This window comes from Reyranella sp., from assembly GCF_965279625.1.
GTDB lineage: Bacteria > Pseudomonadota > Alphaproteobacteria > Reyranellales > Reyranellaceae > Reyranella.
This window is the reverse complement of record NZ_OZ257251.1, coordinates 5,764,953-5,777,284: the sequence shown is the minus strand read 5'-3', so window position 1 is coordinate 5,777,284 and position 12,332 is coordinate 5,764,953. Positions and strand designations below refer to the sequence as shown.

General features: G+C 67.6%; 11 protein-coding genes. 3 read left to right on the top strand and 8 right to left on the bottom strand.

What is annotated here, in order from left to right:
• Positions 1-3 precede the first annotated feature (3 nt).
• The 3 genes from pyk (at position 4) to ACQY78_RS27995 (ending at position 2,115) form a co-directional block, all read left to right on the top strand.
• Entirely contained in the window at positions 4-1,416 is a 1,413-nt protein-coding gene (gene pyk / locus ACQY78_RS28005) for a pyruvate kinase (RefSeq protein ID WP_428681491.1), read from the top strand.
• A 97-nt stretch (positions 1,417-1,513) separates the two neighbouring features.
• On the top strand, positions 1,514-1,660 hold the full coding sequence (locus ACQY78_RS28000; protein ID WP_428681489.1) for a hypothetical protein: 147 nt from the start codon (positions 1,514-1,516) through the stop codon (positions 1,658-1,660).
• A 260-nt stretch (positions 1,661-1,920) separates the two neighbouring features.
• Positions 1,921-2,115 (top strand): hypothetical protein, encoded by a 195-nt coding sequence (locus ACQY78_RS27995; RefSeq protein WP_428681487.1) that lies wholly within the window; start codon positions 1,921-1,923, stop codon positions 2,113-2,115.
• Here ACQY78_RS27995 and ACQY78_RS27990 read toward each other — a convergent pair.
• The 8 genes from ACQY78_RS27990 to ykgO form a co-directional block, all read right to left on the bottom strand.
• The gene (locus ACQY78_RS27990) at positions 2,112-3,401 is read right to left on the bottom strand and encodes an AMP-binding protein (protein ID WP_428681485.1); all 1,290 of its coding nucleotides are present in this window, start codon (positions 3,399-3,401) and stop codon (positions 2,112-2,114) included. The genes ACQY78_RS27995 and ACQY78_RS27990 overlap by 4 nt on opposite strands.
• Positions 3,398-6,043, bottom strand: coding sequence for a DUF2339 domain-containing protein (locus ACQY78_RS27985; RefSeq protein ID WP_428681483.1), 2,646 nt, complete (start codon positions 6,041-6,043; stop codon positions 3,398-3,400). Before ACQY78_RS27985 ends, ACQY78_RS27990 begins: the two co-directional genes overlap by 4 nt.
• A gap of 29 nt (positions 6,044-6,072) precedes the next feature.
• Positions 6,073-7,308: an amidohydrolase family protein gene (locus ACQY78_RS27980; protein WP_428681481.1), complete on the bottom strand. Its 1,236-nt coding sequence runs from the start codon at positions 7,306-7,308 to the stop codon at positions 6,073-6,075.
• Between the two features lie 38 nt (positions 7,309-7,346).
• Positions 7,347-7,943 (bottom strand): tetratricopeptide repeat protein, encoded by a 597-nt coding sequence (locus ACQY78_RS27975; RefSeq protein WP_428681479.1) that lies wholly within the window; start codon positions 7,941-7,943, stop codon positions 7,347-7,349.
• A gap of 19 nt (positions 7,944-7,962) precedes the next feature.
• The gene (gene glcF, locus ACQY78_RS27970; RefSeq protein ID WP_428681477.1) at positions 7,963-9,282 is read right to left on the bottom strand and encodes a glycolate oxidase subunit GlcF; all 1,320 of its coding nucleotides are present in this window, start codon (positions 9,280-9,282) and stop codon (positions 7,963-7,965) included.
• A gap of 1 nt (position 9,283) precedes the next feature.
• Positions 9,284-10,453 carry a glycolate oxidase subunit GlcE gene (gene glcE / locus ACQY78_RS27965; protein ID WP_428681475.1) on the bottom strand — a complete coding sequence of 390 codons (1,170 nt, stop codon included), beginning with the start codon at positions 10,451-10,453 and terminating at the stop codon, positions 9,284-9,286.
• Between the two features lie 4 nt (positions 10,454-10,457).
• Positions 10,458-11,957: an FAD-linked oxidase C-terminal domain-containing protein gene (locus tag ACQY78_RS27960; protein ID WP_428681473.1), complete on the bottom strand. Its 1,500-nt coding sequence runs from the start codon at positions 11,955-11,957 to the stop codon at positions 10,458-10,460.
• Positions 11,958-12,035: 78 nt separating this feature from the next.
• A complete protein-coding gene (gene ykgO, locus ACQY78_RS27955) occupies positions 12,036-12,161 on the bottom strand; it encodes a type B 50S ribosomal protein L36 (RefSeq protein ID WP_068191747.1) in 126 nt (41 codons plus the stop codon).
• Positions 12,162-12,332: the final 171 nt, after the last annotated feature.

Below are 12,332 nucleotides of genomic sequence, written 5' to 3'. Positions count from 1 at the left end.
CCCATGCGCCGCAATCGATTCACCAAGATCGTCGCCACGCTCGGCCCCGCCTCGTCGACCACGGAGCGCCTGCGGACCCTGTTCGAAGCCGGCGCCGACGTCTTTCGGCTGAACTTCAGCCACGGCCAGCACGAGGATCATCGCCAGCGGGTCGAACAACTCCGCGCGCTCGAGAAGGAATTCAAGCACCCGATCGCCATCCTGCTCGATCTCCAGGGCCCCAAGCTGCGCCTCGGCACTTTCGCCAAGGGGCCGATGGTTCTGAAGAAGGACCAGCGGTTGCGCTTCGACATGAATGCCGAGCCCGGCACCGCCGAACGCATCCCCCTCCTTCATCCGGAGATCTTCAAGGCCGCGAAACCCGACGGCATCCTGCTGATCGACGACGGCAAGGTGCGGCTGCGCATCGTGTCCCACGATAGCGAGACCATCGACACCGAAGTCGAGGTCGCCGGCACCATCAGCGACCGCAAGGGCGTCAACCTGCCCAACCTCGTCCTGCCGATGTCGCCGATGACACCGAAGGATCACAAGGACCTCGCCTTCGGCCTGTCGATCGGTGTCGACTGGATCGCGCTCTCCTTCGTGCAGCATGCCAACGACATCGCCGAACTGAAGAAGATGGTGGCGGGCCGCGCTGCCGTCATGGCCAAGCTGGAGAAGCCACAGGCGATCGAACATCTCGACGAGATCATCGAGCAGAGCGACGGCATCATGGTCGCGCGCGGCGACCTCGGCGTGGAGATGCCGCCCGAGGCGGTTCCGCCGCTGCAGAAGCGCATCCTCGCCGCCGCCCGCGTCGCCGGCCGTCCGACCATCGTGGCGACGCAGATGCTGGAATCGATGATCAACGCGCCAACGCCGACGCGCGCCGAAGTGTCCGACGTGGCCACGGCCGTCTATGACGGTACCGACGCCGTCATGCTGTCCGCTGAATCCGCTTCCGGCAGCTACCCGGTCGAGGCGGTCACGATGATGGACCGCATCCTGAAGAGCGTCGAAGCCGATCCGCTCTATCGCCGCCTGATGGATGCGAGCCGGCACGAGCCCGAAGCGACGACGGCCGACGCGATCAGTGCCGCCGCCCGTCAATGCGCCCACACACTGTCGGCCGCCGCCATCGTCACCTACACCAATACCGGCTCGACCACATTGCGCGCGGCGCGCGAGCGGCCCGACGTCCACATTCTCTGCCTGACGCCGAACCTCGACACGGCGCGCCGCATGACGCTCACCTGGGGCGTCCATCCGGTGCGGACCGAGGACGCGCATAATTTCGGCGACATGGTGCAGCGCGCGGTGCGCGTGGCTCGCCAGCAAGGGATGGCCAAGGAAGGCGAGCGGCTGGTGGTGACGGCGGGTGTCCCGTTCGGCACGCCGGGCGCCACCAACATCCTTCGCATCGCCTACGTCTGAACACTCTTGCGACGCACGATCCGCGCACGCTTTTCGGGCGAGGGATGATTGCGAACGGGTCGCCGTATGCTCTCGTGAAGACACAACGAGAGGTTCCATGGCTCGCCGAAATTTCGCCACGATCGATGCGCTTCTGATCCTCGTCTGCATCGTGATCTTCGCGGGTGGTGTGCTCGCCCAGAGCCGTGCGTCCGGCGCTTCTGCCCCGCCCGCCTCCGTCAGCGGCACCGGAGACCGGCCGTGAAGCGTCGCCGCCTGTCGCTGACCTGGATCGACTTTTTGGTCATTGCCGCCTCGATCCTGACCTTCGCCGCAGTCGCGGGCGCCACCATCGGACACGGTTGACACAAACGTTCTTGGTATCGCCCCAGTCCGGTCGCGCCCCGGACGGAAACTGAAATCATAAGCAACCATTCCAGCCCAGCCGATAACACCCACGAGGCCATCATGAATAACGGCCACAAAAAGCCCCGGGCCATCGCCGTCCCCCTTCAGTATCGCAGAATGCGTTTCTCCTGGGTGGATCTGCTGGTGATCGCGGCCGCCCTGTTGACCCTTGCCGTCGTCGTCGACGCTTCGACCGGTCGCGCGAAGGCAGCCCCCGTGAGCAAGTCGTCCCTGATTGCGGCCGAGGTCAGTCAGCTTCCAGACGATCCCGGTCTGATCAGGGCCAGGATCCGGCTGGCGTCGGGCCTCTAATCTTTCGGACGCCTGTCGAAAACGCGGCGCGCCTTGCCCATCGACCGCTCGACGGTCCCGGGCGCTGCAATCTCCACTTCGGCCGTCAGGCCGCACATGCCCTTCAGCCGCCGCGTCAGCTCGGCCGCCGACCGGGCCAACGCCTCCCGCTCCAGACCGTCACGCGCCTCGACCCTCACCAGAAGATCGTCGAGCGCGCCGCTCCGCGTGAGCTCGATGACGTAGTGACCGCTCAGCTGGGGGTCGCGCAGGATCTGTTCCTCGACCTGGCTCGGGAAGAGATTGACGCCGCGCACGATCAGCATGTCGTCGCTGCGCCCCGTGATCTTGGCCATGCGCCGCATCGCCGTGACCGAGCCCGGCATCAGGCGCGTGAGGTCGCGCGTCCGGTAGCGCACGACCGGCATCGCCTCTTTCGTCAGCGTCGTGAACACCAGCTCGCCCGGCTCACCTTCGGCAACAGGCTGGCCGGTCACAGGATCGACGATCTCGGGATAGAAGTGATCCTCCCAGATCGTGGGCCCGTCCTTGCTCTCGACGAACTCGCACGCGACGCCCGGCCCCATCACCTCGCTCAGCCCGTAGATGTCGACGGCATCGATGCCGAGCCGGCGCTCGATCTCAGTCCGCATCCCCTGCGTCCACGGCTCGGCCCCGAAGATGCCGATGCGCATGGCCGTGTCGCGCGGATCGATGCCCTGGCGTTCGAACTCGTCGGCGATCGCCAGCATGTAGGACGGCGTCATCAGCACGACTCTGGCGCCGAACTCGCGGATCAGCTGGACCTGCCGCTCGCCGAAGCCGCCCGACATGGGCACCACGGTGCAGCCCAGGCGCTCGGCGCCGTAATGCGCGCCCAGCCCGCCAGTGAAGAGCCCGTAGCCGTAGGCATTGTGGATGATGTCGCCCGGCCGTGCGCCGCCGGCGAACAGCGAACGCGCCATCAGGTCGCCCCAGGTCGCGATGTCCTTGGCCGAGTAGCCGACGACGGTCGGCCGGCCCGTCGTGCCGCTGGAGGCGTGCAGACGCACGCAGCGTTCGCGCGGGATCGCCAGCATCCCGTACGGATAGGCGTCGCGCAGGTCGCCCTTCTCCGTGAAGGGAAAGCGCGCGAGATCGTCGAAGCTCGTCAGCTGGTCGGGATGGACGCCCGCTTCCTCGCACTTGCCGCGGTACGGCACCTGGTTGTCGTAGGCATGGCAAAGCGCGGCGCGCAGCCGGTCGAGTTGCAGGGTCCGCAACGCGTCGAGCGACAGGCCGAGTTCGGGAAACAACGTCCCGCTCATTTGCTGTCGAAGCCGAACCGACGATAGGCGTAGCCGAGGCCGATCAGCGCCGCGCCCAGGCCAAGGAACGAGAAGACCCGCAGCAGCCCCTGCAGCCCCGCCATGTCGATCAGGAAGACCTTGGCGACCACGATGCAGACCAGCACCATGCCGGCGTGCCGCAGCGCCGCGGCCTGCCGCAGGAAGCCCAGCGCCAGCAGGGCGACGCCGAACAGCAGCCAGACGATCGAGTAGGCATAGAGTTCCAGCCCATGCGCGTCGAAGCCGCGCCGCTCGAAGCCGGGATCGAAGAAGTGCCGCACCTCGAACGAGACATAGACGAAGGCCAGGATCGAGGCCGCCGCCTCGACCAGGAGATCGACCCGCCGGTCGGGCTCGACGTCGATCCAGCGACGCGCCAGGGCCGCCATCGCCGCCGGTATCGCATAGGCCAGCAGCAACCCGTTGAGGATCGGCAGCCGGCCGACATCCGCCGGCTCGAACACGGGATTGGCGACCAGCACCTGGACGATGAGCACGACCGCAACGGCCACGCCGCCGCTCAGGCGCCACGCCCACAGCGCCACGAGGTCTCCGTCCAGCCGCGTCTTCCACAGTGCCGCCAGGGCAAAGGCGCCCCAGACCAGCACGTAGAAGGCGCGCTCCATGAAGCTCGCATCCGGCATCATCATCGTCGTCGGCTGGAAGACGCTGCGAACCTCGAGCGTCAGCAGGACGAAGGTGAGCAAGGCCGCCGCCGCCTCCACTGCGCGAACGAGCTGGATATCGCCGGTCGGCCGCAGGAAGCGCAGTGCAACGACCAGCGCGGCGATCGAGATGCCGTAGCCCCAGAGCATCCAGTTGAGGACGGGCGTCAGGCCGATCGGATAGCTCAGGATCTCCGGATTGACGACGAAGCGCACGACCACGATGGCGAGCAATGGCCAGCAGAGCCGGCGCAGGGCCACCAGACCGAGCTGCGCGGAGATCGCGGCGACCGCGGCCAGTTCGACCGCGTAAGCGACGGTGATCCATTCACGATTGAGCTCAAGCGGGATCGCAGCGCCGATGAAGAAGGTGACGCCCGCGGCGAGGAAGCCCAGGGCTTCGGTCGCCCCCGGCATGGCCCCGCGCCAGCGGACCAGCCGTTCCGCCCCCACCAGGAAGGGCGCGGCGAGGCCGATGCTGATCAGGCCCCACGGGACACCGCCGGTCGCGGTGCCGCGCAGCACGTACCAGGCGAACAGGAAGTGCGAGAGCGCCGCCGATACCGACAGGGCGGCCCAGAATCCCGGCCGCGCGGCGTTCCACAGCAAGGCGAAGGCCGCTCCGGCGTAAAGGCCACCGAACATCGTCACGAGCCAACCGAAGCGGCCATCGTTCCATTCGGCGGCCACCCCGCTTCCCGTCCACCACCAGAGCGCCAGCGCCGCCAGCGACAGGGCCGGAGCGAGGCCAGCCGTGAACTGGAAGTGCGGCGCCCAGCGCGCGAAGGCGAAGACGCCAATTCCGTGCACGGCCAGGGCCAGCCAGCCGGCCGTCTGCGCGCCGCCGTCCTGCGCGATGGCCAGCACCAGCAAGCCGCCGGTGACGGCCAGCGAAGCCCAGACCAGGGCCAGCACGTCCTTCGCCGGGTTCTCGCTCTCCTGCAGGCGCCGCCACGATGCCCAGACGAAGAGGCCGGCCAGCGCCACCAGGAAGAGCCCGACCCAGTGCAGTTCCGGCAGGTCGGGATCGGCCAGCATCCAGATGCAGGTCCACAGCGCCGAGCCCGCCAGCACGCCCCACCCAAGCACCCACCACCCGCGAACCCGGATGACCGTGAGCGAGCCCGCGGCAATGGCCAGCAGATAGCCGAACAGGACCGGCGTGTTGGGCTGCTCGCTGCCGATGATCGCGGGACTGAGGAAGCCGCCGACGAAGGCGAGCGCCGCGACGAGGATCCCATGGCGCAGCGAGAGCGTGATCGTGAAGGCGGTGAGAGCCGCCGCGCCGCCACCGGCCGCGACCCTGGAGATCATGTCGTAGAGCGCCACGGCGGAAAGCAGCGAGCCGTAGAGCGCCGCCACGCCCGCGGCCGCCAGCGCCTGCGACACGCGATCGTCCCGCGACCGAATCCGCTCGGCGCCGGCAATCAAAGCAAAGCCGAACAGCGCCGCCAGGATGACGCGCACCTCCGGAGAGAGGTAGCCCTCCTCGATCGAGTATCGGACGAGGAAGACGGCCGACAAGGCCAGGGTAATGGCGCCGACCCAGAGGAAGGCCCGGGCCCCGAGCCGCTGCTCCCACCCGCCCCGCACGGGCTCGATAGCCGGGATCGGCGGCGGTGCAGGAGTCGACGGGGATGCCGGCAGGGTTGCCCCGATGACGATCGCCTCGGGTTCGGCCTGAGGTTCGGGCTCCGGCTCGGGAACGAAGGGTGGCGCCGGCGGCGGCGGAAGGGCGGTCTCGATTGCGGTCGCCGGGAACGGCGCCGCTTCGACGGACGGCGGAAGCGGCGGAGCGCCCGCCGCGGAGATCTGACGCCGCAGCGCCGCCAGTTCCGAGGCGAGGCGATCGTTCTGCGCGCGAATGCCCGACGTGCGGACCAGCGCCATGATGGCAATCAGGGGCGTGCCGAGCGCCCAGGCGATCCCGACGAGGATGAGGAAGATTTCTTCCACGAAGGCTCCGGGATCGCCCTGCCCGTTCCCTATTCCGCTGCGACGCGGGCAGCTTCCTGGGAGAAGGCCGCGCGGTTGTCACGGGCGACGAGGCCGCGCTTCACCACAAGCCGGTGGTTCTCCTTGCGCGCCGCCCGCTTGATGTCGGCCAGCGCGTCGCCGTCGCACAGCACGAAATCGGCGACGTTGCCTTCCTTGATGCGGCCGTGATCGGCCAGGCGCATCAGGTCGGCCGCGCTCGCGGTCGCAAAGAACAGCGAATCGCGGCTCGAAATGCCGATGTCGCACATGAACTCGAGCTCACGGGCATTCTCGCCGTGACGGTTGTGCGGCGTACCGGCGTCGGTGCCCATCGCGATGCGGCCGCCGGCCGCGTAGTACATCTTGGTCGCCGCGATATGACGGTCGAACACGCGGCGGCTCTTGTCGATCACATAGTCGGGGATCGAGCGGTCGCCCTCGTCGTAGCCCTTAAGGATGTTCTTCACGGCGGCCAGGGTTGGCACCAGCCAGACGCCGCGCTCCTTCATCTCGCGGCAGCACTCCTCGTCCATGAAGATGCCGTGCTCGATCGAATCGATGCCACCGCGCACCGCGTTCAGGATGCCGAGCGCGCCCTGGGCATGGCTGGCGCAGCATTTGTGGAAACGATGCGCCTCCGAAATACCGGCCTTCATCTCCTCGGCGCTGTAGTGCGCGTCCTCGGGATTCACGCCTTGGGTCATCACGCCGCCGGTGGCCATGATCTTGACGAGGTCGGAGCCGGCATGGACCTGCTCGCGCACCGCCTTCACGACCTCGTCCACTCCGTCGGCAACGCGGCCGGTGCGATTGCCGTGGCCGCCGGTCATGCAGATCATGCGGCCGGCGCAGCGCATCGTCGGGCCCAGGAAGCGGCCGGCGTTGTAGGCGTCGCGGATCGCGAATTCGATATAGTCCTTGCCGCCGCAGTCGCGCACGGCGGTGACGCCGCCTTCCAGGGTCTGGCGCATGAACTCCATGCCGCGCACCGTGAGCTGGGCGGCGCTCAGGCGATCCTGCACGGCACCGGGATTGCCCTCGGCGCCCGAGAGCGAATGAACATGGCAGTCGATGATGCCCGGAATCAGCGTGCCCCCCGACGTGTCGACGACCTCGCCGGCGAAGCCCTTGAACTCGCCTGCCGGGGCGACGCGCTTGATGCGGCCGCCCTCTTCCAGCACCGCCTGCCCGTCCTGCACCTTCTCGCCGTCGAAAAGACGACCGCCGACATACAACGTGGCCATTCACCAACTCCCGAATCTGAACGCGCGGCGACTTTGACCTACGTCGAGGGCCGGCCGCAACCCAATGGGTCGGCGTCCATCCCTTTATCTCCGCCCAAAACCTTCAAACGCTCGATCTCGTCCTCGATTCCCGGGATGTGCGGGTTCCACTTGCGCGCCAATTCGAAGGCCGCAACGGCGCGCGCATTCTCTCCCATTTCCGCGCGGATCATGCCGAGACCGGAATAGGCGCCGAAATGGCGCGGCTCGCGCTTCACCGTCTCGCAGATGTCGGCCAGCGAGGCCGGGAAGTTGCCCATCAGCCAGTGCGCCGTCGCGCGCTTGTTCCAGGCCTCCGACAGATCCGGCGCAACATCGATCAGACGCGTAAAGGTCTCGATCGAGGTCTTGAGTTCCTGCTGCTGCATCTCGGCGATGCCCTGCATCATCAGCGCCCGCTGGCTCATGTCGGGGACCATCACCCACTGTTCCCAGATCGCCGCCTCCAGCGACTTGATGGCGGATGGATCGGTGGCGCTCTGCAGCTTGATGAACAGGGTATCGAGCACGGTGCCGCTCCCGGCGTTCTGCGCCTGCACGTTGGCCCCGAGCATCAGGCCGAGAAGGGCGACAAGGCAAGCACGAAGAGCGTTCATGCCGTCCCCCGGATCGTGATCAGTCGAGCGCAGCCGGCTTCGGGCCGCCGGTAGCCCAGTCGAGCAGCTCGACGGTATGGGCAATCGGTATGCCGGTGCCGGACGCGATATTGCCGATGCAGCCGAAGTTGCCGGCCGCGATCACATCCGGCTTCACGCTCTCGATGTTGGCCACCTTGCGGTCGCGCAGGCGGCGCGACAGTTCGGGCTGCAGCACCTGGTAGGTGCCCGCCCAGCCGCAGCAGAGATGCCCCTCCGGCACGTCCTTCACGACGAAGCCGGCATCGCGCAGCAGCCGCTTGGGCTGTTCGATCACCTTCTGGCCGTGCTGCATCGAGCAGGCCGAATGATAGGCCACGGTCAGTCCCTTGGGCTCGACGTTCACGAGACCGATATCGAGCATGACCTCGCTGACATCCTTGGCGAGCTTCGCGACCTGCAGCGCCTTCTCGTGCCATTCCGGCTCGTCGGCCAGCATGTTGCCGTAGTCCTTGACCGTCGTGCCGCAGCCCGACGCGTTGATCACGATCGCGTCGAGTCCCGCGCCGTCGATCTCGCGCAGCCAGGCGGTGATGTTCGCCTTGGCCAAGGCGACCGCCTGCTCGTTGCGTCCGACGTGGAGCACGGAGGAGCCGCAGCAGCCCGATCCCGCGACGTTCACGACCTCGATGTCGTGACGCGTCAGCAGGCGCACCGTCGCTTCGTTGACCTCCGGCGCCAGCACCTGCTGGCCGCAGCCCGGCATCAGCGCAACGCGCCTGCGGCGCAGGCCCTTTGCCGGGAAGGTCTGCGGCCGGTCGACCGGCGACGGGCCGTGCAGGCGCGCCGGCACGGCATCGAGCATGGCGCGCAGCCGGCGCAGGAAGGTGGCGCCGCCCGGATCGGTGCTGGTTGCCGGCAGCAGTGGGGCCAATGGCTTGGCGAGACGCCCCAGCACCATGGCCCAGCGGAAGGCCGTGGGGCGCGGCATCAGCCAGGCCAGCATGCCGCGCATGAAGCGGTCCGTCGGCGCCCTCGTATAGGTCTCTTCGATGCGGTGCCGGCCGTGATCGACCAGATGCATGTAGTTCACGCCCGACGGACAGGTCGTCATGCAGGAAAGGCAAGACAGGCAGCGATCGACGTGCCGGACCTCCTGCATGGTCGGCGCGCGGTCGCCCTCCAGCATCGCCTTGATGAGATAGATACGGCCGCGCGGGCTGTCGCGTTCGTCGCCCAGAAGCACGAAAGTCGGACAGGTGGCCGTGCAGAAGCCGCAATGCACGCACTTGCGCAGGATCTGTTCGCTGCGCGCGTTCTCGGGATCGGCAAGCTGGGCCAGGGTGAAGTTGGTTTGCACGTCAGCCCATCCGGCCTGGATTGAAGAGACCCTTGGGGTCGAAGCTTTCCTTCACTCGCGCCGCCAGTGCCACGAGCGCGGCGGACTGGGGCTGGAACACGAGGACGCCCGCACGCACAGCCTCGGGAGCGCGGATCAGGGTCGCGTGACCGCCGGTCGCGCCAAGCGCCCCGCGAACGATCGTATGGTCGGCGTCGGCCGACGGCGGTAGCGCCAGCCAGATCAGCCCGCCCGACCAGTCGTAGAAGGCTTGTGCCGTGGGACGCCGCGTCCTGATGCGCGCCAGGATCGCGGGCCCTTCGGTCGGCGGACAGGAGATCTTCCAGATGATTTCGTCGGGACCGGCGTTCAAGGGAGCGACATCGCGCACTTCTCGCCAGAAAGCGCGGCTCTCCAGCGTGCCGAGTTCCTCCATCTTCGCACCGGCATCCGCCATCAGTTCGCGCAGGCCCTTGAGCCGCGCCTCGACCGAGGGCGCCACGCCTTCGAGACGTAGGGCCGTCTTGCCGAACACGTGCGCGGCACCGGAGACTTCGTGGGGGCTGCCCATCGCCGCGCACATCGCCCGCACGGCCGCCGCATCGTCGAGGCCCAGGAGCAGCAACGTCGCCGTCTGGTCCGGCGCCGGCAGCACCTTGACCGAGACTTCGTCCAGCACCGCCAGGGTCCCCCAGGAGCCCGCCAGGACCTTGGAGAGGTCGTAGCCGGTCACGTTCTTCATGACGCGGCCGCCCGACTTGAAGGCCTCGCCGCGCCCGTTGACGCCGCTGAAACCCAGCAGGTGATCGCGCGCCGCACCCGCCGAGAGGCGGCGCGAGCCCGCGAGATTGCCCATGACCGCGCCGACCAGCGTCCCTCGCCCCGGCCCCTGGCCGAGCAGAGGACCGAGGTCGGGCGGCTCGAAGGCCAGCATCTGATTGCGCTGGGCCAGCAGCGCCTCGACCTCGCGCATCGGTGTGCCGGCGCGCAGGGTGACGACGAGTTCCTCGGGCGCGTAGTCGACAATGCCGGAGATGCCCGACAGATCGAGCACCTGGGCACACTGCAGCGGCTTGCCGAGCGCGAGCTTGCTGCCCTCACCCCGCACATCGAGCGTGGCGCCCTCGTTCAGCGCCCACTCCACAGCCTGCCGCAGCTCCTTCGCGTCGCGCGGCCTGATCGTACCAGTCATTGAGCTAAAACCGCGGGATGTCGGGGAACGGAAGGTTGTTCTGGGTGACGACCAGCCGGCCGAGTTCGGCGCAGCGGCGCAACTTCGGAAAGACCTTGCCGGGATTGAGCAGGTGGTCGGGATCGAAGGCGCACTTCACACGCATCTGCTGGTCGAGATCGATCTCGGTGAACTGCACGCCCATCAGGTCGCGCTTCTCGATGCCGACGCCATGCTCGCCCGTCAGCACGCCCCCGACCCGCACGCAGAGCCGCAGGATGTCGGCGCCCAGCTCCTCGCAGCGCCGCAGCTCGTCGGGATCGTTGGCGTCGAACAGGATCAGCGGATGAAGATTGCCGTCGCCGGCATGGAAGACGTTCACGACGCGCAAGCCATACTGCTTCGACAGAACGCGCATCTCGGCCAGCACCTCGACCAGCTTGCCGCGCGGCACCGAACCGTCGAGGCACATGTAATCGGGCGAGATCTGGCCGACGGCGGGAAACGCCGCCTTGCGGCCGGCCCAGAACAGCACGCGCTCCTGCTCGTCGTTGCTGACGCGCACCGTCGTCGCGCCGCGACCTCGGGCGATCTCGGCGACCCTATCGACCAGATGGTCGACTTCGACCGGCGGTCCATCGAGCTCGACGATCAGCAGACCTTCGGCATCGAGCGGATAGCCGGCCCCGACATAGGCCTCGGCGCACTTGGTCGCCTCCTTGTCCATCATCTCCATGCCGCCGGGGATGATGCCCGAGGCGATAACGGCGGCGACGCAGTCGGCGGCGCCCGCCTCAGTCGGGAAGCCCAGCAGCACAGCGCGCGCGGTCGAGGGCTTGCGCAGCAGCCGCACCGTCACCTCGGTGACGACTCCCAGCAAGCCTTCCGAGCCGGTCATCAGGCCGAGCAGGTCGTAGCCGCCGGAGTCGAGATGCTTTCCTCCCAGCCGGACCACCTCGCCATTCATCAGCACCATCTCGATGCCGAGCAGGTTGTTGGTGGTGAGGCCGTACTTCAGGCAGTGCACGCCGCCGGAATTCTCCGCGACGTTGCCGCCGATCGAGCAGGCGATCTGCGAGCTGGGATCAGGCGCGTAGTAGAAGCCCTCGTGCTCGACCGCCTTGGTGACGCCGAGATTGGTGACGCCCGGCTGCACGCGGGCGCAGCGATTGGCGTAATCGATCTCGAGCACGCGGTTGAACTTGCCCATGGCCAGCAGGATCGCATCGCCCACCGGCATCGACCCGCCCGACAGCGAAGTGCCGCCGCCGCGCGGCACGACCTTCACCTTGTTGTCCTGGCAGTAGCGTAGGATGGCGGCCACCTGGGCCACCGTCTCGGGCAGCACCACGACCAGCGGCATCTGGCGGTAGGCCGACAGCGCATCGCATTCGTAGGGGCGCATGCCGTCGAGATCGTCGATGACGCCCTCGCCCGGCCCTCCTCCATGCAATATGGCGCGCAAGGCGGCGACGATCTCCGACCGGCGGGCGAGGATGGCGGGATCGAGCGGCGGCATCTCCATGCTTCGCTCATACGCCAAATGAAAAAGCGGCGGAAGCCGAAGCTCCCGCCGCTTTTTCAGCAAGACGCTGACGCCGTCTCAGCCCTGGCGGGCCTTGAAGCGCGGGTTGGTCTTGTTGATCACGTAAACGCGGCCCTTACGGCGCACGATGCGGCAGTCCTTGTGACGGAGCTTCACCGACTTGAGAGAATGACGGATCTTCATGGCCCTAACTCAACAAAAAGCCCCGGCCGGGCCGGGGTGAATTCCGAAAGCGGGCGGAAAATACGGACCGCAGCCGCTCCAGTCAACCCATTGATTCTCCACCGAAGTTTCTCAGGCCCTTTTTGCCTGATTCGCCGAATTCTCCAATGATTGCAATGGCTTGCAAAAGGG